Origin of the sequence: Curtobacterium sp. MCLR17_058 (genome assembly GCF_003234705.2) — a bacterium.
Taxonomy (GTDB): domain Bacteria; phylum Actinomycetota; class Actinomycetes; order Actinomycetales; family Microbacteriaceae; genus Curtobacterium; species Curtobacterium flaccumfaciens.
The window spans coordinates 2,893,881-2,917,883 of record NZ_CP126262.1; the positions used below are offsets into that span (position 1 = coordinate 2,893,881).

Sequence of the window (24,003 nt, forward strand, 5' to 3'; positions counted from 1 at the left end):
TGTCCTCCCTAGCGGGGACAAAAATGACCCCTGTTCTGGGGTCCGGGTGAACGGTCGTTCTCACTTGTCGGCACTTTGGGGGACAGCTAACGTCGTCACCAGAGCGAGTCCAGCCCGCCCGAGCAGCAGCACATGCGCTCCGAGGCCCGGCGACCGTTCTCGGCACCGGTCAGCCGCGACCCCCTCCAACCACTGGGTCGATGACAACCTCCCCACCGGACACGACGCCCGAATGTCCCCGGTGGGCTTCAGCGTGCCCGGAGCACGCAGGAACGGATCCACCCCATGCACAAGATCGTCACCGGTGCCATCGCCGGCGCAGCAGGCGTCGCACTCCTCCTCGGCGGTGCGGGCACGTTCGCCCTCTGGAACGCCAGCGCCTCGAGCGCCGCATCCGCCGTTAGCGCCGGCACCCTGACGCTGAGCGCCAACAACGACGGCGCCTGGACCGACATCACGAACGGTCGTTCCACCGCGATCGACCCGACGAAGGCCCTGATGGTCCCGGGCAACACGTTCCAGTTCACCCAGACGCTGAACATCGGTGCGACCGGCCAGGACCTCAAGGCGAACCTGACCTACGCCAACCAGAGCATCACCGGCGACGCCGCGCTGCTCGCCGCCACGACGAAGACGCTGGCCGTCACGTCGACGAGCGCCTCGGTCGTGCAGTCCTCGTCGAACACGAACACCTTCGTGGTCTCGCCGTCCTCGTCCACGTCGACCGTCAAGGTCGTCTTCACGGTGACGCTCCCCGCATCGGCGACCACCGGTCAGGGCGGCTCGATCAACCTCAGCGCGCTGGCCTTCACGCTGACCCAGACCGCGATCGGTTCCTGATCCCCCGATCGCACCCCACCGACCACGACGACCAGGAGCACGCACATGACCGCCACACCGCGGACGACGGGACGCCACCGCGCAGCCCGACGGTACCGCTGGGTGTGGCCGGTCGCGATCGCCCTGGTCGTCGCGGTCGGAACGGCGCTCCTCGGCGCCGGCGGCACGTACGCCCTCTGGAACGGGACCGCCAGCACGGGAGCCACCACGGTGCGCTCCGCCACGGCGACCATCACCGTCGGCAGCACCACGGCGATGAACACCGCGGTCCTCGGGCCGGGCACGAGTACCACCGGCACCTTCACGGTGCGGAACACCGGTTCGATCCCCCTGTCCATGCGCGTCACGACGACGGCCTCCAAGTCGTCCGTCGCGGCGGCGACCGGTGAGCTGACGCTCCACCTCGCGATGGTGTCCTCGGCCGCGAAGTGCGTGCCCGGGCTCACCGGCACGAGCGCGCGGCTCGCCACCTTCGACACCGGCACCGGGTCCTTCACCCTGCCGGCCGGGGTCAGCGGCATCGCCTGCCTCGAGATGGCGCTCGACGCCGACGCCCCGCAGAGCGTCGCCGGCGCCACCACCGACTTCACCCTCACCGTCACGGGAACGCAGGTCTCCGCATGAACCGCCGCCTCCGGCTCCTCGTCGCCGTGCTCCTCACCGCCGTGTTCGTCGGTGGCACCTCGAGCGCCGCGTGGGCACTGTGGAGCGCGTCGGGCACCACCGCGGCGAGCACCACGGTCGGCACGGTCGCGGCGTCCATCGGTGGCACGAGCGCCCTCACCACGGCGTTCTCGTCGAGCGTCACCTCGACGACGAAGCCGATCACGTTGACCGACTCGGGCACCCTCGCCGGCACCGCCACCACCACGGTCTCCGTCGTGTCCGGCAGCTCGACCGCGCTCGCCAAGGCCGTCACCGTCGTCGCCTGGCCGGTCGCCTCGACCGCGGGCTGCACCACGAGCACGGCCGTCGGCACCGGGTCCGTCACCGGCACCTGGGCGTCCCTGCCGAGCATGAGCGCGAAGCTGGCCGCCGGCGCCTCCGCCGTCTGGTGCACCCGCAGCACCCTGCAGTCATCGGCCCCGGCCGGCTCGACCGCCAAGGTGAACGTCAACCTCACCGTCACGAGCGGCACCTGGACCTCGGGCGTCGTCGCCGGCGGCTTCACCCTGACCACCCCGGCGGCGACCGTCGACACCACGCCCTCGCTGGTCTGCACCGACCACGGCGGTTGGTACGTCGAGATCCGGTGGGACGCCGCGAACCGGCCGATGGACACCTGGTACGGCGCGTTCGTCGGCTCGACGCCGGTCGGGCAGAAGGCGCAGGACTACTCCGCGTTCATCACGATCGCGCCGCCGGACGTCCCCGCGAGCGCCGGCACCGCTGGCACGCTGACCGTCACCGTCAAGGTGCTCGACAGCGCCGGCAACCCCACGAGCACCGTCGCGGGCACCGGCAAGGTCACGCTCTTCACGCAGGACAACGGGGCGGCGATCCGATGCGGCGCATGAGCACCCCCACCCCGCGCACCGGCTGGCGCGCCGTCGTCCACGCCGTCGTGCTCGGTTTCAGCACCGGACTCCTGCTGCTCGTGGCTGCCCTGGCGGTCGTGCTGATCGTCGTGCCGAAGGCCACGGGCTCGATGCCGCTCACCGTCCTGACGCAGTCGATGGAGCCGACCCTGCCGCCGGGGACCCTGCTCGTGGTCCGTCCGACCCCGATCGACGACATCCGGGTCGGCGACGTCGTGACCTACCAGATCGTGTCCGGCCAGCCCGCGGTCGTCAGCCACCGCGTGGTCTCGGTGTCGTCGTCGTCCGACGGTGAGCGGACCTTCGTGCTCAAGGGCGACAACAACGCCGAGGCCGACCCGGCACCGGTCACCGCCGTGCAGATCCGCGGCGTGGTCTGGTACTCCGTGCCGGAGATCGGCAGGGTCAACCAGGTCGTCAACGGGTCGCGGAGCTGGCTCATCCCCGCGGTCGCCGGCGTGCTCCTGACGTACGGGGCGGTGATGATGACCGCGGGCTTCGTGAGCGCCGCGCGTCGTCGCCGCGCCGGCACGAGCCGCGCCGACACCAGCCACGGACGCCGCAGCGCAGCGCACCACGTCGAGCGGACCACCAGCGAGAACAGGACCGAGACGACGGCCACCACCCGGTCTAGGCTCGGTGGACGTGACGGACGGAGTGCAGCGGGCGCGGGAGCTCCTCGACGCAGCGGCACGACGGCTCCGCGGCGCGGACGTCCCGGACGAAGCACTCGGCGAGTACGTGCTGCCGAAGGCGGTCCTCGGGATCCGTCGTGACCCGACTATGCGACCCCTCGGCCGGGTGTGGCGGGTCGGAGCAATGCTGATCGGGTCGTCCCCCGAGACCGCCGGCCGTGTCTGGGCCACCGGGTCGATCACCCGTGTCACCGAACCCGGTCGGTCGCAGTACCAGTCGGTCTCCGCCGAGGTCCGTCGCGCCTACCGCGCCGCCGCCGCGAAGGGGCACTTCAGCGCCGGTGACACGGTGAACCACGGCGCCGTCCCGATCCCCGTCGACGACTCCCTCGTCGGCGCCGAGGGCGTACTCGTCGTCATCGACGACGTGCCGTCGGTCCGGTGGTCCCCGACCGCTGGCGCCGCAGTCCCCCTCGCCGACTACCTGGACGACCGCGTCGGGTTGCTCGTCGATCCCCCGCGGGGCGCGACCGACTGAGGCGGCCACGGAATCGCACGGTGCGGGGGTTCGTCATGCGGTGCGGGGGTTCGTCATGCGGTGCCGGGTCACCCCACCCGTGCGAACTTGCCCGCCCTGTGCCCCACCACGACCTCGCACCGAACCACCTCCGCTGCCCCGACCCACGAACCACGCACCGTGCGGCTCCGGGTGAGCCCCAAGGACGCGACCACGGAAGCGCACCGTGCCGGGTTCGTCATGCGCACGGTGCAGCGGCGGCGACTCCGTGCGCGTTCCCGCTCCCGGTGCGAGCTCGTGCCCAGAGCCACACAACCGCACCGTGCCGGATCTCCTGACCCGTGCGAACTTGCCCGCCCCGTGCCCCACCACGACCCCGCACCGTGCGGCCCGCCACCCGACGTCCCGCACCGTGCGTCCGCGGCACCCGAACCCGGCACCCGAACCGGCCACCCGCACCCCGCAGCCCGTCCGCCGGACGCGATCCGGGCCTCCAGTTCGACCGGACCGAACACGCGCCTGTCGCGACGTCACCCGGTCCCGATAGTGTCGGAACGTGAGCAACGAGGCATTCGACGACCGCTACGAGCTGCGCGAGTTCGCGCCCGGGACGGACGACAAGGGGGCACCGAACGCCGAGACGGCAGCGTGGATGCAGGCCGTCGGGATGGGCTTCCACGAAGCCGACCCCGACGCCGAGGGCGCAGCCCGCATGGCGTCGCACTTCATCGCCGACGAAGAGACGTTCCTCGGGGTCTACGTGCGCGAGCCGTTCCCGGGGTCCGTCGACGAGACGTGGCCGGCCGGCACCTTCACGTGGTTCCGCAAGGCGCTGAGCTGGGGCGACGGGTCCTCCGTCGACACCCAGGCGATCTCCGCGGTCACCGTCCGCCCGACCGAGCGTCGCCGCGGCATCCTGCGCCGGATGATGACGCACGCGCTCGAGCGCGGGGTCGCCGAGGGCTACGCCGTCGCGTCGCTGACCGCGTCCGAGGGCACCATCTACCGCCGCTTCGGCTTCGGCTGCGCCATCCGCGAGCGTGCCGTGCACGTCCGCCGCGAGCGCGCGCTCCCCCTGCTCGCCCCGACCTCCGGCACGGTGTCGGTCGTCACGCCGCAGTGGCTGGCCGACGGCCCGGGCAAGGCGGTCTTCGACCGGTTCCACGTCCGCACCCCCGGCTCGATGGTCCGCAACACCGGCACCTGGCCGATCGCGTTCGGCCTGCTCGGACACGACGGGCAGAAGGCGAAGGACGTCCGTGCGGCGGTGCACCGTCCCGACGGCTCCGACGAGATCGACGGCTACGTCACCTGGCGCGTCAAGGAGGACCGCGGCTCCGACACCGCGCTCGAGATCGTCGACCTGGTCTACGCGGACGACCAGGCCTACACCGCCCTTTGGGAGTTCCTGCTCTCGGTCGACCTCAACGACGTCGTGAAGTACAACCGCTCCCGCCTCGACGACCCCATCGTCGCGGCGCTCGGCGACAACCGTGCGTACGACGTCGACCACGAAGAGGACCACGTCTGGCTGCGCGTGCTCGACGTGCCGGCGGTGCTGACCTCGCGGCCGTTCGCCGTCGACGGGTCGCTGACACTCGGGGTCACTGACGCGCTCGGCTTCACCACCGGTACGTACCGCCTCGACGTCCAGGAGGCCCGTGGCACCGTCACGCGCATCGCCGACGACGTCGACGTGGCCGGGTCTGACGTCCAGCTCGACGTCGCAGAGCTCGGTGCGCTGCTGATCGGGTCGGCCTCCCCCGTCACCCTGGCCGCCGCGGGGCTCGTTCGCGCTGCGGACCCGGCGTCGGTGGAGCTGCTCCGCGCGATGCTGCTGCCGTCGCGGACGCCGCACGGCATCACGTACTTCTGATGGACGTCGCCCGCGTGGTGGGGCGCGCGGTCTGTTGGTCGGTGCGAGGTCGGTCGGTACGAGGTCGGTCACACGGTGCGAGGTTGTTCCGCCGCACGGGGTGAACAACCTCGCACCGGGCGCCTCCCCTCGCGCGATCGCCGCCCCGGGCGCGCAGCAGCGAGTAGTCTCCCCGCCATGACGGACGACACGGTGGTCGACTGGCTCGTCGCCTCCGACCCGGCACTGCGCTGGCAGGTCGAGCGGGACCTCGTCGACGCCCCCGCCGCGACGTGGCAGGCCACCCGTGCCCGGGTCGCGACCGAGGGGTTCGGCGCAGCGCTCCTCGCTCACCAGGACCCGGACGGACAGTGGGCTGGCGGCTCGTACTTCCCCGCCGACTTCGACCCCGACGGTCCCGAGGCCCAGGCCGCCGGACAGCCCTACACGGCGACGACCTGGTCACTCAACACGCTGCGCGACTGGGGGCTCGACGCCGCTGTGCTCGGGGACACCGCCGTGCGCCTCGCCGAGAACAGTCGGTGGGACTACGACGACCTGCCGTACTGGGGCGGCGAAGTGGACTGCTGCATCAACGCCTTCACGCTCGCCAACGGCACCTGGCTCGGTGCTGACGTGGATGACATCGCCGAGTGGATCCTCGAGCACCAGCTCGCCGACGGTGGCTGGAACTGCGAGTGGGTCGAAGGGTCCACCGTGTCGTCGTTCCACTCGACCCTCAACGTGCTCGACGGGCTGCTGCAGCACGAGCAGCTGTCCGAGGGATCGCACCCGCGCGCCACGGAGCTCCGCGCCGCCCGACACCGCGGAGCCGAGTACCTGCTCGAACGGCGGCTGCTGTACCGGAAGTCCGACGGCGAGCTCGTCGGCTCCTGGGTGCACCGTTTCGCGTACCCGTCGCGATGGATCTACACCGCGCTTCGGGCGACCGATCACCTGCGGGCGGCCGGGTTGCAGGACGGGACCCCGCCGGACCCACGTGCTGCCGAGGCGATCGAGCTCGTCCGGGCGGCTCGCAACGCCGACGGCACCTGGACCCAAGGTGAACGTGCACCAGGGCGGCAGTGGTTCGAGGTCGACGTCCCGGCGGGCGAACGCTCGAAGTGGCTCACCCTGATGGGGACGCGGGTCCTGCGGTGGTGGGACGGCGCGGCAACGGCCGGCTGACCTCGCACGGTGCGAGGGGCGAGCGCTCTGGTGCGAGGTTCCCGATTCCGTGGCAGGCGGATGCGCTCGCACGGAGTACGGAACCTCGCACCACAACAGCGGCGGGGGCACCTGACCTCGCACGGTGCGAGGCTCGGCACGAGCGGGGGCGCCCTTACGCCCGGCGCCGCACCCGCGGGTCGACGAACGCGTAGACCACGTCGACGATCACGTTCGCGGTGACGATCAGCAGCGCCGAGAACAGCGTGAAGCCGACGACCACCTGCAGATCGAGCGTGTGCACCGCGTCGATGAGCAGCGCGCCGAGGCCCTGCATCGAGAACACCTTCTCGGTGATGACCGCACCACCGAGCAGCGACCCGAGGTCGAGCCCGAACAGCGTCACGACGGGCAGGATCGCCGTCCGGAGCCCGTGCCGCACGACGACCTGGCGCTCGCGCAGCCCCTTGGCCCGGGCGGTCCGCACGAAGTCCTGCGACATCGACTCGAGCATCTCGCCACGGGTCAACCGGGCGTAGATCGCCGCGCTGATGAAGGCCAGCACGCACCACGGCAGGATCAGGTGGGTGAACCAGCCGACCGGGTCGTCGCCGAAGGCCACGTACCCGCTCGTCGGCAGGATCCCCAGTACGAAGCCGAACAGCAGGATGCCGAGCAGCCCGACCAGGTACGCCGGGGACGAGACACCGGCGACCGCGACCGTCATGACGGCCCGGTCGACGAAGGTGCCGCGGCGCAGCGCCGAGACGGTGCCGCCGAACACCCCGGCGACGAGCCACAGCACGGCGGCGCCCACGGCGATCGAGGCCGTGACGGGCAGGCGCGCCAGGATCAGCTCGGTGACGCTCTCGTGCAGCTGGAACGAGTACCCGAAGCACGGCGCCGCGCACTCGATGACGCTGTTGCCGCTGCCGAAGGTCCGGCCGGTGAAGATGCCGGCCAGGTAGGCGCCGAACTGCGCGAGCCAGGGCTTGTCGGTGCCGAGGAACGCCTGGACCTCTCGCAGCCGGTCCGGCGTGCAGGGCTTGTCGCAGATCGCTCGGGCCGGGTTGGTCGGCAGGAGCATGAAGAGCGCGTACGTGATGGCCGCGACGACGAGCAGCACGACGGCGGCCCCGAGCACGCGGATCGCCAGGAAGCGCAGGGTGGCGGCGTTCACGCGGTGCCCCCTCGCGGGTCGAGGGCGTCGCGCAGGGCGTCACCGAGCACGTTGAAGGCGAGGGTGATGAGGAACAGTGCGGCTCCGGGGAACACGAGGTACATGGGATCGGTCTGCACCCAGCCGATGGCGTCGCCGATGCTGCGACCCCACGACGGCGTCGGCGGGTTGACGCCGACGGCCAGGAACGAGAGCGCGGCCTCGGCACCGATCATCGACGGGATCGAGATGGTCGCGTAGACGGTGATCGTCGCGGCGAGGTTCGGCAACAGCTGCGTGCGGATGACGTGCCACCGGCCGGCACCCATCGCGGTGGAGGCCACGACGTAGTTCCGGCTGACGAGCGACAGCGTCTGCCCCCGCACGACACGGGCCACGGCCGGCCAGCCGAAGAACCCGATGACGAGCACGACGAGCACCGGCTTCGGGAACGACGACGGCACGATCGCGGTGAGGGCGATCATGAACACGAGCGACGGGAACCCGAAGATCACGTCGACGACCCGCGAGAGCACCCGGTCGTACCAGCCACCGAAGAACCCGGTCGTGACGCCGACGAGCACGCCGATGACGATCGAGACGAGGGTTGCTGCGAGTCCGATGCCGAGCGAGGTCCGCGCACCGTACGTGACGATCGAGAACAGGTCGCGCCCGGTCAGGGGCTCGACGCCGAACCAGTGCTCGCCGCTGATGCCGCCACCCGGACCGCGCGGCGCACCGAACGAGTTGAGCGCGTCGATGTCGTACGAGTACGGGTCCTGCCCGGACGCCTTCGCGATGAGCGGGGCCGCCACGGCGACCACCAGGAACACCGCGATGACGACGGCCGAGGCCACCGCCCAGCGGTCCTGCCGGACGCGTCGCACCACGGCCCGGAAGCCGGTCGTGCGGCCGGACGGTGCGACCGGTCGGTCGACGACGTTGGCCGTCACGAGGCCACTCCTTCCCACGCGCGCCACGCCTCGCGGCGAGCGGCCTGTCGCACGGGATCGGCGACGGGCGCTGCGGCGAGGAGCATGCGCGTGTAGTCCTGTTGCGGGTCGTCGAGCACGGCATCGGTGCTCCCCCGTTCGACGACCCGGCCGTCGCGCAGCACGATCACCTGGTCGGCGAGCTGGCGGACGACGGCGAGGTCGTGGCTGATGAGCAGCATGCCGAAGCCGAACTCCCGCTGCAGCCCGGCGAGCAGGTCGAGCACGGCGGCCTGCACCGTCACGTCGAGTGCCGAGGTCGGTTCGTCGGCGATGACGAGTGCCGGCCGCAGTGCGAGCGCACGCGCGACGGCGACGCGCTGCCGCTGGCCGCCCGACAGCTGGTGCGGGAACCGCTCGGCCCACGTCGGGTCGAGCTGCACGGCGGTCAGCAGTTCACGGACCCGCTCGGCCCGGTCGGCGGCGGAGTCGGTGCCGTGCACGAGCAGCGGTTCCGCGATGCTCCAGCCGATGGTCTGCCGCGGGTTGAGCGACGACGCCGGGTCCTGGAACACGATGCCGACCCGACTGCGCAACTCGCGCAGTCGTCGTCCGCGAGCGGTGCGCAGGTCGCTGCCGTCCACCTCGACCGAGCCGGCGACGACGGGCACCAGGCCCGCGAGCGCGCGCCCGATCGTGGACTTGCCGGAACCGGATTCGCCCACCAGGCCGACGGTTTCGCCGTCATGCAGGTCGAGGTCGATGCCGGACACGGTCGGTCCGCCTCGGCGCGAGTACCGCACGGCGACGTCGCGCAGGCGCGCCACCAGCGACCGGGAGGCGCGACTCGCGTCCGCCTCGTCGGTCACCGCAGCGGTCTTCGCGCTGGGCGACACCTCACGCGCGCCCGGAGCCGTGAGCTGTCGCTGGGCGTGTGAGCCGGGATCGCCGGCCCGGGCGTCCGGGTCCGCAGCCGGCGTTGCGGATGCGGGGCGCGCCTCCAGGCTGGGGACGGCCGCGAGGAGCTCGCGCGTGTAGTCGGCGGTCGGGTGGGCGAAGACCTCGGCGACGGTCCCGTGCTCGACCGGGTCCCCGCGCCGCAGCACCAGCAGGTCGTCGGCGACGTCCGCGACCACGCCCATGTCGTGGGTGATGAGCAGCACGGCGAGGGAGCGCTCGCGGCCGAGCCGCCGCAGCAGGTCGAGGATGCCGGCCTGCACGGTGACGTCGAGCGCGGTCGTGGGCTCGTCGGCGAAGAGTGCGACCGGGTCACCGGCCAGGGCCATCGCGATCATCGCGCGCTGGAGCTGGCCGCCGGACAGTTCGTGCGGGTAGGCCTTCCGGATGCGCTCCGGGTCGGTGAGCCCGGCGTCACGGAGCAGTTCGTCGACGCGCGCCCGGACCCCGGCGCGGTCGAGCCCGGTCGGGTGGGCTCGGACGGCCTCGGCGATCTGCGTGCCGATCGACAGGACGGGCGTGAACGAGTTCATCGGCTCCTGGAACACCACGCCGATGCCCGCACCCCGGACGGCGCGGACCGTCTCGACGGGGGCACCGATGAGTTCCTCGCCACGGAACCGGGCGCTGCCCGACACCGAGGCCTGCGGCGGCAGGAGCCCGAGCACGCTCATGGCGCTGACGGACTTGCCCGAGCCGGACTCCCCCACCAGGGCGAGGACCCGGCCGGGCGTCAGGTCGAAGGAGACGTCACGGACGACGGGCTCCGCGTCGCCGAACGCGACGCGGAGCCCCTCGACCTGCAGGATCGGTTCGGTCACTGCTTGAGCGAGACCTTGAGGTAGTTCGGGTACGCGGGGAAGTCCGCGATCTGGAAGTTCTGCACGTTCGAACCGGCCAGGAAGGACTGCTTCGCGTAGATCAGCGGCACGACGGGGGCGTCGGCCATGATCTTCTGGTCCGCCTGGGCCCAGAGCTTCTGCGCGTCGTCCTGGTCGACCGTGGAGCTGGCCTTCGCGATGAGGGCGTCGACCTCGGGGTTGCTGTACTTCGAGACGTTGTAGCCGCCGCCACCGATCTGCGACGAGTCGTACAGGGGCTGCAGGTTGGCGTTCGCGCTCGGGAAGTCCGGCTGCCAGCTCGACAGCGACAGGTCGAAGTCGGTGCCGTTGGTGGTCGCCTGGGTGAAGGAGTCGTAGTCGAGCGGCTTGAGCGTCACGGCGATGCCGGCACGCTTCAGGCCGGACTGCAGCGCCTGCGCCTGGGCGAGGTAGGTGGGGTCGTTCTGGGTGACCAGGGTCAGCTTCAGGTTGCTGACGCCGGCCTCCTTGAGCAGCTCCTTCGCCTTGTCGACGTCGCCGGTGGCCTTCGTCTTGTAAAGGTCGTAGTCCTGGCGCCCGGCGATGCCCGGGGTGATGAGCGTCGAGGCGTACGACCCGGCGATCGCGCCGCCGGCGGCGATCCGGAAGGACTTGCGGTCGACCGCGTACTGCAGCGCCTGGCGGACCTTGAGGTCCTTGAGCTCACCGCGCTGCGTGTTGATCGCCATGTAGCTGATCGGGCCGGCCTTCGAGGTGGCGAGGCGGTCCTGGGCGGCCGGGTTGCTGCGGACCTGGTTGAGCTCGGCGGCCCCCAGGTAGATGGCGCCGAAGGAGTTCTTGGCGTCGCCGTTGTCCGCGATCAGCGTCTGCGTCGCCGTGGACTGGTCCTGGCTCTCCTTGAAGACGATCTTCGACGGGCCGGCGGTGCGGACGTCGTCGGTCTTCGCGCTCCAGTTCTTGTTGCGGACGAGCGTGACCTGCGAGCCCTGCGTGTTCGACTGCACCTGGTACGGACCGGACGCGACCGGCTTCAGGTCGTAGGCGCCGGTGTCCTTGCCGTCGCCCTCGGGCACCGGGGTGAACGCGGGCATCGACGCGAGCCACGGCCAGTCGCCGTACGCGTCGTTCAGCTTGAAGACGATGGTCTTGTCGTTCGGGGTCTCGATGCTGTCGAGCGACTTGCCGTCGAACGGGCCCTTGTAGGAGTCACCACCGACCAGGAGCGACTTGTGGTAGCTCAGGCCACCGCTCAGGGTCGGCGCGAACGAGCGCTCGATGCCCCACTTGATGTCCTTCGTGGTGATCGGCGTGCCGTCCTGGAACTCGACGCCGTCCTTCAGCGTGTAGGTCCAGGTCTTGCCGTCGTCGCTCGAGACGCCGGTGTTGGTCGCCAGGTCGGGGACGACCTTCGCCGTCTTGCCCGGCTCGACGTCCCACGTGGTGAGCCGTCGGGCGACGAGGCCCATCGACGTGATGCCGAGGCTCTGGCTGGTCGCGGGGTCGAGGTGGAACGAGGTCTGCGGCGTCAGGATGTTGAGCGTGCCGCCCTTGGCCGTGCCCTCGGCGCCGTCGTCGGACGAACCCCCACCCGAGCAGCCGGTCAGGACCAGGGCTGCTGCTGCGGCGACGGCCGCGGTGATCGTCAGGCGGTTGGGGCGTCTCATGACGGTGCTGCTCCTCGGGGAAGGGGGGTCGCGATCGCGGTGGCGGTCGCTGCGACGGCGGAACGGTTCACCCGCCGGGCGGCGTCCATCCTGACACCGCGACGGTGGCCCGTCCGAATCTCGCGTGCGTCGGACGACGCACGACGAAACATTGCAAGCGCCGGACGCCGTCCCGCTATTCCCGATGCGTTCGCACCGCAGTGCGTCAGCGGTCGAAGAGCCCACCGAGGAAGTCGTTGCCGAGGTTCGACGCCTGCTCGCCGAGCCCGGACGCCTGCTCTCCGAACCCCGCGGCCTGCTCACCGAACCCGCCGAGGAGCTGCTCGCCCTCGCCGAGGAGTCCCTCGACGCCACCGCCGAGGTCACCGAGCCCGAGGTCGCCCATGCCCGAGGCGATGCCCTCGAAGTCGACGCCGAGGTCGGCCGCCCCTGCCAGGACCGGACCGGCGGCAGCGCTGAGCACCGCTCCCCCGGCCACCGCGGCGGCTAGGCCACCGAACGCCATCGCGCCGGCGCCGACCGCTGCACCACCGGCGAAGGCCCCGCCGCGGCCGCGGCCGTTGCCGTTGCCGTTGCCCGAGCGGCCGGAACCGCCGAGGACCCGTCGGACCAGACCCGGACGCGACATCTCCCCGCGCGTCATCGCACGGGCCATGCCGCCCGCCGAGTCGTCACGCAGGTGCTCGTGGGGCGGGAGCTCGGAGTTCAGGCGGTCACGGACCTGCTGGCGCTGCGCGGGGGTGAGCCGCGCGAAGGCGTCGTGGTGGACCTGCTCGAGCTGCTCCGGCGACGAGGTGCGGAGCAGGTAGTCGTACTTCGCCAGGGCGACCTTGTCGGCGTCGGCCCCGTGCTGCGGCGTGCCGGCGTGCTGCTGTGGCTGGCCGTACTGCTGCGGCTGGCCGTACTGCTGCTGCGGCTGGCCGTACTGCTGCTGCGGCTGCTGGCCGTACTGCTGCTGCGGCGGCTGCTGGTTCCGGTCGTCGCCGGTCAGCTTGTCCGCGGCGCTGCGCACGATGCCGCGCCAGTCGGTCCCGCCCTGCTGCGATCCGGCGCCGGGCGCGGTTCCCCCCTGCCCACGCTTCTGGAGCTGCTTGTCGATGACCTTGGAGGCCATGCCGATGATGCGGTTGAGGTTCGCCATGCCCCGACCTTTGCGTCCTCACATGTGAACGCCCGGCGCTGCTCCGGTGCGACACCCGGACAACGCATCCCGATCCGCTGGGAACCGGCGCGGCTCAGGACAGGATGCGCGCGAGGAACGCGTTGCGGAACCGCCCCGTGGGGTCGAGGTCACGGGCGAGTGCGGCGAAGTCGGACAGCCGCGGGTACGCCTCGTGCAGCCGCTCGGCGCTTGCGGCGGAGACCTTGCCCCAGTGCGGCCGCGGGTCGAACGGCTCGAGGACGTCCTCGATCCGGGCCACTGCCGCGGCCACGGCGGCGGGGTCGCGACGGAACGTGAAGTGCAGGCCGACCGACTGTCGTCCGGACGAGGGCGCGAGCCACGCGGTGTCGGCCGCGATGGTGCGGACCTCGGCGGCGATGAGGATCGGGGCGAACAGCGACGCCAGCGGTCGGAGCGCCTCGAGCGCCGCCACCGCCGAGGCAGCGGGGATCAGGTACTCCGCCTGGATCTCGGCCCCGGTCGACGGGGTGAACGAGGACCGGAAGTGCGGCAGTCGCTCCGACCACGGCCCCGGCACGCCGCCCTGCTCGGTGACCCCGGCAGGGTCGTTCTCTCCCGGGTGCACCGGACCCGAGGCCGCACGGGCTCCGAGGGCCACGAGGTCGACGGTCGGTGCGGCCTCGTCGACGCGGTGCTTGGCCCAGACCTGCCGGGCACCGCGGTCGTCGAACGAGGTGAACATCGACACCGAGTACGCGTCGGACATCACCTGGTCGAACCCCGCGGCGACGGCGTCCCACGGCAGGTCGAGGTGCACCGTCGTGGCGACCTGGAACGTCGGCTCGATCGCGAGCTCCACCGCGGTGACGACGCCCAGCGCGCCGATCCCCACTCGGTGGGCGTCGAGGAGCCCGTCCGGCGACGAGGCGTCGACGTGGGCGAGCGCGCCGGAGGCGCGGACGACGTCGAGGCCGACCACCGCCTGCGCGAGCGACGGGTTCCGCACACCGGAGCCGTGCGTCCCCGTGGCGACGGCCCCGGCCGTGGAGATGTGCGGCAGGGACGCGAGGTTCCCGAGTGCCCAGCCACGGGCCTCCAGACCGGCCGCGACCTGGCTGTGCGTCATGCCGGCGGCGACCCGCACGACGCGACGCGACGTGTCGATGTCGAGCACCGGCGGCAGGTCCGACAACGAGACCTGGACGGCATCGGTGTCGGCGATGGTGTTGAACGAGTGTCGCGAGCCGAGCGCCGTCAAGCGCGGCGTCGAGGCGACGAGCTGCTGGAGCTCGTCCACCGACGTCGGCCGGGCCAGCGCCGAGGCGCGGTAGGTGACGTTGCCCGCCCAGTTGGTGCGGGTGCGCTCGGCCGCGATCACGTCGTCCATCGTGGGTCCTGACTCCTCTAGAAGCCGCGGTCGAGACGGTGCCACGTCTGCTGGAGACGCAGCTCGTCGCGGAACCCGCGTGCGGTGGTGTGTTCGTCGATGACCAGGAACTCGGTGCCGACCATGGTCGCGAAGTCCTCGACGACCTGCAGGCCGACCGCCGTCGTCATGACGGTGTGGTGAGCGGCGCCGGCGGTGAGCCAGGCCTCGGCGGCGACGGGGAACGACGGCCGGGGTTCCCAGACCGCGCGGCCCACGGGCAGCTTCGGCAGGGCCTCGGTCGGGGGCACGACGTCGACGACGTTCGCGGTGAGGCGGAAGCCGTCGCGGGTGTCGGACAGCGCGACGACGACGGCCTCGCCGGAGTCGGCGGTGAAGACCAGGCGGACCGGGTCGTCCTTGCCACCGATGCCGAGGGGGTGGATCTCGAGCGTCGGCTTCGTGGTGGTGAGCGTCGGCGAGACCTCGAGCATGTGCGCCCCGAGGATCTTCTCGGCGCCCGGGGTGAGGTCGTAGGTGTAGTCCTCCATCAGGGAGGCACCACCGGGCAGGCCGGCACCGGCGACGTTCATCGCGCGGACCAGGACCGCCGTCTTCCAGTCACCCTCGGCACCGAAGCCGTAGCCGTCGGCCATCAGGCGCTGCACCGCCAGGCCCGGCAGCTGCTTGAGCGAGCCGAGGTCCTCGAAGTTGGTGGTGAACGCGGCGCTGCCGTTCTGCGCGAGCAGGGTGCGGAGGCCGATCTCGATGGCGGCACCGTCGCGGAGTGCGGCGTGCCGTTCGCCGCCGGCGCTGCGGAGTGACGGGTCCACGTCGTAGTCGCGCTCGTACGTCGCCACGAGCGCGTCGACCGCTGCCGTGTCCGCTGCGGCGGCGTCCACCGCTGCCGCGAGCTCGTTGACGGCCCACGTGTTGACCTGCACGCCGAGCTCGATCTCGGCCTCGGTCTTGTCGCCCTCGGTGACGGCGACGTAGCGCATGTTGTCGCCGAAGCGGGTGAGCTTCAGCTCGCGGACGGCCGCGGCGCCGGCGGCGGCACGGGTCCAGTTCGCGACGCGCTGCTGGACGCGGGGGTCCGAGACGTGGCCGACGGCCGTCGCGTGCCGGACGCCCAGGCGAGCCAGGGCGTAGCCGAACTCACGGTCGCCGTGCGCGGCCTGGTTGAGGTTCATGAAGTCGAAGTCGATGTCCGCCCAGGGCAGCGTGACGTTCGCCTGCGTGTGCAGGTGCAGCAGCGGCTTGGTCAGCGCCTGCAGGCCGCCGATCCACATCTTGGCCGGGCTGAACGTGTGCATCCACGTGGTGACACCGATGACCTTGTCGTCGGCGCTCGCCTCGATGAGCGCCCGGCGGATGCCGTCGGCGTCCTTGAGCACGGGCTTCCAGACGAGCTTCACCGGCAGGTGTCCGGCGAGCTCCGCGTGGACCGCCTTGCTCTGCTCCTCGACCTGGCGCAGGGTCTCCTCGCCGTAGAGCCCCTGGGAGCCGGTGAGGAACCAGACCTCGTAGCTGTCGAGCGTGGCCTGGGGGTCGACGTACGTCGCGGTGTCCTGCGTCATCGCATGGCTCCTTCGGGGTTCTGTCCGTAGACGTTCTGGTAGCGATCGAAGAGTCGATCGATGTCTGCTTCGGGGATCGGGACGACCTCGCCGCCCTGCTTCGCGATGTGGACGGTCCGTGCCACGTCCTCGCACATCACGGCCGCCTTGACGGCGTCCTTCGCGTCCTTGCCGATCGTGAACACGCCGTGGTTCTGCATCAGGACCGCGCGGCTGCGGTGGCCGCTCAGGGTGTCGACGATGCCGTGGCCGATCGAGTCGTCGCCGATGATCGCGAACGGGCCGACCGGGATGGGGCCGCCGAACTCGTCGGCCATCGCCGTGATGACGCACGGGATCGCCTCGGCGCGGGCGGCCCAGGCGGTCGCGTACGTCGAGTGGGTGTGCACGACACCGCCGACCTCGGGCATGTTCCGGTACACGTAGGCGTGCGCGGCGGTGTCGCTGGAGGGGCCGTGCTCGTTGCCCCAGCCCTCGGCCGGCACGCCGTCGAGGGTGCAGACGACCTGGTTCTCGGGCGTCAGGTCGTCGCTCGACACCCCGCTCGGCTTGATGATGAACAGGTCCGTGCCGGGCACGCGCTCGGAGACGTTGCCGCCGGTCCAGATCACGAGGCCGTAGCGGACGAGTTCGCCGTGCAGGCGCGCGACGCGCTCCCGCGTCGTCGCCACCGCCTGGCGTGTGGTCTCGTCGATCGCGTCCGTCATCGGGTCACTTCCTCTGTCTGGAGGCGCGGGTCGGCGCCGTCGGTCTCTTCGGTCGGTCCTGTGGTCGCGCTGGGGCGGGTCGCCGCCGCGGCGACGTCCTGCACGGGCAGTGCGGCCCGGTAGCGGTCCAGGTACGTCTGGAACCCGGCGACGTCCGCCGGCTCGGGTTCGGCCACGTGCACGGCGTCCCCGCCGAACACGGTGTCGGACAGGTAGTCGGCGAGCTGCTGGTCGGTGTGCTCGAGGTAGGCGGCCAGCACGGCGATCCCCCACGCGCCGCCCTCGCCCGCGGTCTCCTCGAGCGCGATCGGCACGCGCAACGCCGCCGCGAGGAGCCGCTGCGGGCTGCCGGGCGTGCGGAAGAGCCCGCCGTGCGCGGTCATCCGGTCGACCTGCACCTGTTCGCCGTGCAGGACGTCCATGCCGATGGCCAGGGTCGCGAACGCGCCGTGCACCTCGGATCGCACCAGGTTGCCGAGCGTGAAGCGCGCGCCGGGGGTGCGGAGCAGCAGGGGCCGGCCGTCCTCGACGTGGGTGACGGGTTCGCCGGCCAGGTAGTTGAACGAGAGCAGGCCGCCGGCGTCGGGGTCGGTGTCGTCGGCGACGGCCTCGGCGAGCAGGGTCGCGTAGACGTCGTCGATGCCGATCGGCGTCGCGCCGGTCCGCTCGCTCGAGGCCTCGGCGAAGCGCCCGAACACCCGGGCCCAGCTCGCGATCTCGCTCGCGCCGTTGTTGCAGTGCACCATCGCCACGGCGTCCCCGGCCGGGGTGGTGACGACGTCGAGTTCCTCGTGCGCGGTGGTCAGGGGCTGCTCGAGCACGACCATCGCGAAGATGCTCGTGCCGACGCTGACGTTGCCGGTGCGCGGGGCGACGGCGTTCGTCGCGACCATGCCGGTGCCGGCGTCGCCCTCGGGCGGGCAGAGCGGTGCGCCGGGTTCGAGCGTGCCGGTCGGGTCGAGCCAGGCCGCACCCTCGGGGGTCAGCTCGCCGGCTTCGGCACCGGCGACGAGGACCTCGGGCAGCAGGGACCGCAGGTCCGGCACGCCGATCAGGTCCTGCGCGGTGGCGAGCATGGCGTGGTCGAAGTCCTTCGCGCCCGGGTCGCCGGGGCCGCTGTCGACGGGGCCGCCCTCGATCGGGAACATGCCGCTCGCGTCGCCGACGCCGAGCACGTTCCGGCCGGTCAGACGACGGTGGACGTAGCCGGCCAGGGTCGTCACACCGGCGATCTCGGCCACGTGCGGCTCGTCGTCGAGGACCGCCTGGTACAGGTGCGCGATCGACCAGCGCAGCGGGATGTTGAACCCGAGGGCCTCGCTGAGGCGTTCGGCCGCGGGGCCGGTCGAGGTGTTGCGCCAGGTGCGGAACGGCACGAGCAGCTCGCCCGCGGCGTCGAACGCCAGGTAGCCGTGCATCATCGCGCTCACGCCCACCGCGCGGTAGGTGCTCGGGGCGACGCCGTACTGCGCCTCGACGTCGGCCACCAGGGCGGCGTACGCGGCACGGAGTCCGGTCTCGACGGCCTCGAGCGAGTAGGTCCAGCGGCCGCCGACATACTCGTTCTCCCACTCGTGGGAACCGGCCGCGATGGGCACGAGGTCCTCGTCCACCAGGCAGGCCTTGATGCGGGTGGAGCCGAGCTCGATCCCGAGTGTGGTGCGGCCGTCCACGATCCGCTGTCGGCGGTCGTCACCCATGTGTTCCTCCAGAACCTCGTCGTCCTCAGTGAGCGCTCACATCCTGGCACGTGAGCGCTCACTCGTGCAACGCCGCGGCGCGCCGCCGGTGCGCCCGTCCCGCCAGCGGCCGAAACACCCCGCTCAGTTCCCCCGACCGGTCACGAACCGTCGTCCGGCATACCCGCTGCCGACGATTCCTGACCACTCGACGCCCCGCGCGCGACGGGTCGTGACCGCGCGACGAACGAGGCCGGCGACGAAGTGCGACCACCGCAACGCCACACCCGCGCACGTCCCGACCACCCGCCGCCCCGCACCCGCGAGCGCCGATCCGCTGAACCCGCGACACCCCGAACGGCGGCACCTGGGACAGTCACGACACCCCGTTGCCTCCCCACCGTGCGATCACGAACGATCGACCGGAGGCGCGCAGAGCGACAGTTCGTGACCACTCGACCACGGCGGATGGGTGTCGTGACCGCCCGGACCCACCCCGCACCCGCGCACGTCCCGACCACCGACTCTCCGAACCCGCGACACCCCGAACTGCGGCGCTCGGGACGGTCACGACACCCCGCTGCCTCCCCACCGCGCGGTCACGAAGTGTCGGCTGGAGGGGCGCCGAGCGACGAGTCGTGACCGCTCGACCACGGCGGACGGGGTGTTGTGACCGCTCGACCACGAGCACGAGCAACAGCACCAGCGCCGCCGAGATCGCACGACACGCCGCGACCCGTCCGCGGAGGTCGCGCGAACTGCCGCCGGACGGCACGACGCGCGGCAGTTCGCGCGACCTCGCGAGCCCCGACCCCCGAGCGCCGAGCCCCGACCGACCGCGCCCTACGCGCCGACGGTGCTCTCGCGGATGACGAGCGACGGGGTCACGGCCGCCGACGACGCCGTCCCGCCGTCGATCAGGGCGAGGAGCGCCTGTCCCGCGACGCGCCCGAGCTCCTCGAGCCGCAGGTCCACGGTGGTCAGCGGCGGCCTCGAGGCGAGCGCCATCACGTCCCAGTCGTCGAACCCCGTGACCGCGACGTCTCCGGGCACCGGACGCCCGAGCTCCCGCAGCCGGTCGCACACGCCCCGGGCGATCTGGTCGCTGCCGCAGACGATCGCGTCGACGTCGGGCGACTCCCGTGCGAGCACGTCCACGGCCTGCCGTCCCCAGCGCTCCGACCACTCGCCGTACAGCGGGTCGGTGACCAGGTGCGGCCCGAGGACCGACGAGGCACCTGCCACCCGTCGCGCGGCGGACCGGTGTCGCGCCGGCCCGGTCACGATCGCGACCCGCTGCCGCCCGAGCGAGCGCACGTGCGAGGCGACGAGTGCCGACCCGGCGGCGTCGTCCAGGGTGACCGACACGTCGGCGTCGTCGGTCGAGGGTGTGAAGGCGTAGACGACGGGGATCGACACGTCGATCGGGGGCCGGGCGTCGGCGGAACGGCCGGTCACGATGATGCCGTCGACGCCGCGGGCCGCCAGGGAGCGCAGGTAGTGGGCCTCGCGGACGTGGTCGTCGCGGGTGTCGCACAGCAGGACGGCCATCCGCCCGGCGGACAGGGCGTCCTCGGCGCCGAGCAGCACCGGGATCGAGAACCGTCCGAACGAGTCGGTGGTGATCATGCCGACGGTGTAGGTCCGCCCGGATGACAGCGCACGGGCCCGGGCATCGCCGACGAACCCGAGCTTCTCGGCGGCTTCCTTCACCCGCAGCCGGGTGGCGTCCCGCAGCTGTCCGGTGCCGTTCAGCGCCTTCGACGCGGTGCCGATCGACACCCCGGCGAGCGCCGCCACGTCGGTGATCCGGATCGGCTGTCCGGTGCGTTCGAGCGTCACGGCAACCACCTTTCCGACGATCAGGGCGTGCCGATGACCTTACACAAAACCGCCGGAATGCTCTTGCGCGGCGTGCGCCCGGTGTCGTAGCGTCCACCGCAGAAACCGTTTTCCGGATGGCCAGCTCCATCCGCACGGTGCCAGTCACATCGCAAGGAGGCGACATGACCACCACGCTCGCGACCGATCGCGGCGCGCACACCGCGACCCCGGTCCTCCCGACCGCCGACGCACGCCTGACGCTCCGGCCGCTGCCGACCGGCGACGCCCGGATCACCGGCGGCTTCTGGGCGCTCCGCCAGGAGCGCAACGGCCGCGACGCCGTCCGCAGCGGCTACCAGCAGCTCGAGACGGCCGGCAACTTCCGCAACCTCCGCATCGCCGCGGGACTCGAGGAGGGCGAGGCCGTCGGCCCGATCTTCATGGACTCCGACGTGACGAAGTGGCTCGAGGCCGTGGCCTGGGAGTACGGCCGCGCCCCCGCCGAGGACCTGCTCGACCTGCAGCGCGAGGTCACCGCCCTGTACGCCCGGGCACAGGCCGACGACGGGTACCTCGACTCCGTCCAGCAGGTCCGTGGGAAGGGCGAGCGGTACACGGACCTCAAGTGGAGCCACGAGATGTACTGCGCCGGGCACCTGTACCAGGCGGCCGTGGCCCAGCACCGTGCGACGGGCGACACCGGGCTGCTCGACGTCGCGATCAAGAACGCCGACCACCTGGTCCGCACGTTCGGCGACGGCACCGCACCGGACGGCACGCCGAAGACGCGCGACGTCGACGGCCACCCCGTCGTCGAGATGGGCCTGGTCGAGCTGTACCGCGAGACCGGCAACCGTGACTACCTCGACCTGGCGCACTGGTTCGTCGACGCCCGCGGGCACGGCATCATCGAGCGCGCCGGCGGCGAGCCGACGTACTTCTCCGACCGGGTGCCGAGCCGGCAGGCCACGACCGTCGAGGGGCACGCCGTGCGCGCCGTGTACCTGGCTGCGGGTGCCGTGGACGTCGCGATCGAGACCGGGGACACCGAGCTCCTCGCCGCGAGCGAGACGCAGTTCGCGGACATGATGGCGACGAAGGCCTTCATCACCGGCGGCCTCGGGGCGCGCTGGGACTGGGAGGCGTTCGGCGACCCGTACGAGCTGCCGACCGACCGCGGCTACGCCGAGACCTGCGCGGCCATCGGCGGCGTGCAGTGGGCCTGGCGCCTGCTGCTCGCCACCGGCAAGCCGGTCTACGCCGACGCGATCGAGCGCCTGCTCTACAACGCGTTCCTCGCCGGGGTGAGCCTGGCCGGTACCGAGTACTTCTACGTGAACCCGCTCCAGCAGCGCGACCACGCCCACCAGGACGAGAACCGCTCCCCCGCCCACGGGCGCCGCGGCTGGTTCGACTGCGCCTGCTGCCCGCCGAACATCATGCGCACCTTCGCGAGCCTCGACGGCTACCTGGCGACCGCGACCGACGGCGGGCTGCAGATCCACCAGTACGCCACCGCCGACCTCGGTCCGGTGCGGGTCGAGACCGACTACCCGCACGACGGCCGCGTCCGTGTCACGGTCACCGAGGACGGCCCGCTCGCCCTGGGGCTGCGCATCCCGGCCTGGTCGGACACCACGACCGTCACGGGTCCGGACGGGTCCGCGAGTCCGACAGCGGGCACGCTGCACGTCGTCGACCGCGAGTGGTCGGCGGGCGACACGGTCGAGCTCGTCTTCGACACGACGCCGCACCGCTACGTCGCCGACGCCCGCATCGACGCCGCTCGCGGGCAGGTCGCGATCGAGCGCGGCCCGCTCGTGTACGCGGTCGAGCAGGCGGACCAGCAGGGCTTCACGGTCGACGACCTGACGGTCGACGCGGACGCGCCGATCACCGAGGAGCGCCGCGACGACCTGCTCGACGGCGTCGTCACGCTGCGGGTCCCGGGGCACGCCCCCGCCGAGCACGTGCAGCCCGCCTGGCCGTACCAGCGTCTGGACGCGACCCGGTCTGGGCCCACGCGTGCCGGTTCCGACGCGTCGCGGAGCCTGCGGAGCGACGTGGCGGCCGAGCACGTGGGGAGAGGCGCGGATCACGCCGGAGACGTGACCAACGTCGACGACGTGGCCGGTCCGCAGGGCGCCACCACGGGCCTCCAGGCCGGTCGCGACGTCACCGCGATCGCCGTCCCGTACTACGCGTGGGCCAACCGGGGAGCCGCGCCGATGCGCGTCTGGCTCCCGCTGGCGCGGTGACCGGCGTGGACCGCCGAGCGTTCCTCGTCGGTGGCGTCGCCGGCGGGGCCGCCCTCGCCCTGGCCGGGTGCTCCGGCACCCTGCCGAAGGTCGTCGCGAAGCCCGCGAGCTTCGGGAAGAACGCGACCGGCACCGTGCAGGTGTGGTGCCGGTCGGCGACCCAGGCCGGCCTGACGTCGGCCGTCGCCGGGTTCAACAAGGCGAACCCGGCGCTGCAGGTCCAGCTGACGCCCGTGCCGGACGCGCAGTACGTCACCAAGCTCGCGACCGCGATCCGCGGGGGTGAGCCGCCGGACGTCGTCGACATCGACGACATCAACTCGCAGCTGTTCATCTTCCGCGAGGCGTTCGCCGACCTGACCGACGTGGTCAAGAGCCTGGACTACTTCGACGCGATCTCGCCGGGGCACCTGCGGCTGCTCGAGTACCGCGACCGGTACTACGGGCTGCCCTACCTGGCCGACAACTCGCAGCTGTTCGTGAACACCGAGCTGTTCGAGCGTGCGGGCCTCGACGTCGAGGAGTCGACGAAGGACCTGTCCACGCTGCTCGACGCGGCGAAGGCCATCCGGAAGCTCGACGACGACGTGTACGGGTGGTCGATCTCCGGCAACGCCGCCGGCATCATCGGCTTCGTCACGCAGCCGCACGTCTGGGCGACCGGGGTCGACATGATGACCGGCGAGGTGGGGTCCCAGCGGGCGAACATCACCGGCAACGAGGCCCTCGAACGCATGCTCGAGTTCTACCGGCAGCTGTGGAAGGACGGCGTGCTGTCGAAGGCGACGTACTCCGATGCCGGCACCACGTGGGGTGCCGACTTCCGGGCCGGCAAGGTGGGGATCTTCCCGACCTCGTACGGGGCGACCGTGCCCGCGGCCACCAAGGCGATGCGGGCGAAGATGCAGACGGTGCTCATCCCGTCGTGGGACGGCCAGCGGTCGTTCTTCGACGGCGGCGACAACATGTGCATCCCGAACGGGGCGGCGAACCCGTCCGGTGGGTGGGCGTTCATGCAGTACGCGAACGGCCTCCAGCAGCAGCAGGCACTGCCGGACGGCGGGTACTTCCCGACGCGGTCCGACGCCGCCACCCCGGAGTACCGCAAGCGGTTCCCGCTGGCGTACGGGCCACTCGACGCCATCGACAAGGGCTACGCACCGCAGACGCTGGCGTACAACCTGCTCAACAACCAGCCGTCGTCGCCGTACTTCGCGATGTTCCGCGAGGCCGTGTTCGGGTCGGGGAGCGCTGCCGCCATGCGGACGGCGCAGTCCGACTACCAGCGGATCCTCGACCAGGTGCAGGCCTGAGCCTGCCTGCCTGTCTTCTCCGCTCGTCCCGCTCGTCTCGCTCTTGTTGATGCACAGAGAGGTGCACG

General features: G+C 71.9%; 19 protein-coding genes. 9 read left to right on the top strand and 10 right to left on the bottom strand.

Features of this window, described 5'->3' with window-relative positions; translation table 11 throughout:
• Positions 1-285 precede the first annotated feature (285 nt).
• From DEJ11_RS13675 to DEJ11_RS13705, 7 genes are all read left to right on the top strand, one after another.
• Positions 286-840, top strand: a complete 555-nt coding sequence (locus DEJ11_RS13675; protein ID WP_071404262.1) for an alternate-type signal peptide domain-containing protein — start codon at positions 286-288, stop codon at positions 838-840.
• A gap of 45 nt (positions 841-885) precedes the next feature.
• Complete coding sequence (locus tag DEJ11_RS13680) at positions 886-1,464, top strand: TasA family protein (RefSeq protein ID WP_111047202.1); 579 nt, start codon at positions 886-888, stop codon at positions 1,462-1,464.
• Positions 1,461-2,357: a hypothetical protein gene (locus tag DEJ11_RS13685; protein WP_111038224.1), complete on the top strand. Its 897-nt coding sequence runs from the start codon at positions 1,461-1,463 to the stop codon at positions 2,355-2,357. The genes DEJ11_RS13680 and DEJ11_RS13685 overlap by 4 nt, the downstream gene beginning before the upstream one ends.
• Positions 2,354-3,154: a signal peptidase I gene (locus DEJ11_RS13690; protein ID WP_258375579.1), complete on the top strand. Its 801-nt coding sequence runs from the start codon at positions 2,354-2,356 to the stop codon at positions 3,152-3,154. Before DEJ11_RS13685 ends, DEJ11_RS13690 begins: the two co-directional genes overlap by 4 nt.
• Before the next feature lie 43 nt (positions 3,155-3,197).
• Positions 3,198-3,551 (top strand): hypothetical protein, encoded by a 354-nt coding sequence (locus DEJ11_RS13695; protein WP_111105256.1) that lies wholly within the window; start codon positions 3,198-3,200, stop codon positions 3,549-3,551.
• Between the two features lie 535 nt (positions 3,552-4,086).
• Entirely contained in the window at positions 4,087-5,406 is a 1,320-nt protein-coding gene (locus tag DEJ11_RS13700; protein ID WP_111104268.1) for a GNAT family N-acetyltransferase, read from the top strand.
• A gap of 177 nt (positions 5,407-5,583) precedes the next feature.
• Positions 5,584-6,573: a squalene cyclase gene (locus tag DEJ11_RS13705; RefSeq protein ID WP_111029931.1), complete on the top strand. Its 990-nt coding sequence runs from the start codon at positions 5,584-5,586 to the stop codon at positions 6,571-6,573.
• Positions 6,574-6,727: 154 nt separating this feature from the next.
• Here DEJ11_RS13705 and DEJ11_RS13710 read toward each other — a convergent pair whose 3' ends face one another.
• The 10 genes from DEJ11_RS13710 to DEJ11_RS13755 all read right to left on the bottom strand — a co-directional run bounded on the left by DEJ11_RS13710 (position 6,728) and on the right by DEJ11_RS13755 (position 20,382).
• Positions 6,728-7,732: an ABC transporter permease gene (locus DEJ11_RS13710; protein WP_027466175.1), complete on the bottom strand. Its 1,005-nt coding sequence runs from the start codon at positions 7,730-7,732 to the stop codon at positions 6,728-6,730.
• Positions 7,729-8,664, bottom strand: a complete 936-nt coding sequence (locus DEJ11_RS13715) for an ABC transporter permease (RefSeq protein WP_017888404.1) — start codon at positions 8,662-8,664, stop codon at positions 7,729-7,731. Before DEJ11_RS13715 ends, DEJ11_RS13710 begins: the two co-directional genes overlap by 4 nt.
• The gene (locus tag DEJ11_RS13720) at positions 8,661-10,421 is read right to left on the bottom strand and encodes a dipeptide ABC transporter ATP-binding protein (protein ID WP_111104270.1); all 1,761 of its coding nucleotides are present in this window, start codon (positions 10,419-10,421) and stop codon (positions 8,661-8,663) included. Before DEJ11_RS13720 ends, DEJ11_RS13715 begins: the two co-directional genes overlap by 4 nt.
• The gene (locus DEJ11_RS13725) at positions 10,418-12,085 is read right to left on the bottom strand and encodes an ABC transporter substrate-binding protein (RefSeq protein ID WP_111104271.1); all 1,668 of its coding nucleotides are present in this window, start codon (positions 12,083-12,085) and stop codon (positions 10,418-10,420) included. Before DEJ11_RS13725 ends, DEJ11_RS13720 begins: the two co-directional genes overlap by 4 nt.
• A 205-nt stretch (positions 12,086-12,290) precedes the next feature.
• Entirely contained in the window at positions 12,291-13,226 is a 936-nt protein-coding gene (locus DEJ11_RS13730; RefSeq protein WP_111104273.1) for a cation-transporting ATPase, read from the bottom strand.
• Between the two features lie 94 nt (positions 13,227-13,320).
• Positions 13,321-14,595 carry an FAD-binding protein gene (locus tag DEJ11_RS13735; RefSeq protein WP_111104274.1) on the bottom strand — a complete coding sequence of 425 codons (1,275 nt, stop codon included), beginning with the start codon at positions 14,593-14,595 and terminating at the stop codon, positions 13,321-13,323.
• Positions 14,596-14,612: 17 nt separating this feature from the next.
• Complete coding sequence (gene araA / locus DEJ11_RS13740) at positions 14,613-16,154, bottom strand: L-arabinose isomerase (protein ID WP_111104276.1); 1,542 nt, start codon at positions 16,152-16,154, stop codon at positions 14,613-14,615.
• The gene (locus tag DEJ11_RS13745) at positions 16,151-16,861 is read right to left on the bottom strand and encodes an L-ribulose-5-phosphate 4-epimerase (RefSeq protein ID WP_111104277.1); all 711 of its coding nucleotides are present in this window, start codon (positions 16,859-16,861) and stop codon (positions 16,151-16,153) included. Before DEJ11_RS13745 ends, araA begins: the two co-directional genes overlap by 4 nt.
• The gene (locus DEJ11_RS13750; RefSeq protein ID WP_111104279.1) at positions 16,858-18,561 is read right to left on the bottom strand and encodes a xylulokinase; all 1,704 of its coding nucleotides are present in this window, start codon (positions 18,559-18,561) and stop codon (positions 16,858-16,860) included. The genes DEJ11_RS13745 and DEJ11_RS13750 overlap by 4 nt, the downstream gene beginning before the upstream one ends.
• 822 nt (positions 18,562-19,383) lie before the next feature.
• Positions 19,384-20,382: a LacI family DNA-binding transcriptional regulator gene (locus DEJ11_RS13755; protein ID WP_111104281.1), complete on the bottom strand. Its 999-nt coding sequence runs from the start codon at positions 20,380-20,382 to the stop codon at positions 19,384-19,386.
• Between the two features lie 164 nt (positions 20,383-20,546).
• Between DEJ11_RS13755 and DEJ11_RS13760 the strand changes: the two genes are divergently transcribed.
• A complete protein-coding gene (locus DEJ11_RS13760; RefSeq protein WP_111104282.1) occupies positions 20,547-22,622 on the top strand; it encodes a glycoside hydrolase family 127 protein in 2,076 nt (691 codons plus the stop codon).
• Positions 22,619-23,935 carry an ABC transporter substrate-binding protein gene (locus DEJ11_RS13765; RefSeq protein ID WP_258373745.1) on the top strand — a complete coding sequence of 439 codons (1,317 nt, stop codon included), beginning with the start codon at positions 22,619-22,621 and terminating at the stop codon, positions 23,933-23,935. Before DEJ11_RS13760 ends, DEJ11_RS13765 begins: the two co-directional genes overlap by 4 nt.
• Positions 23,936-24,003: the final 68 nt, after the last annotated feature.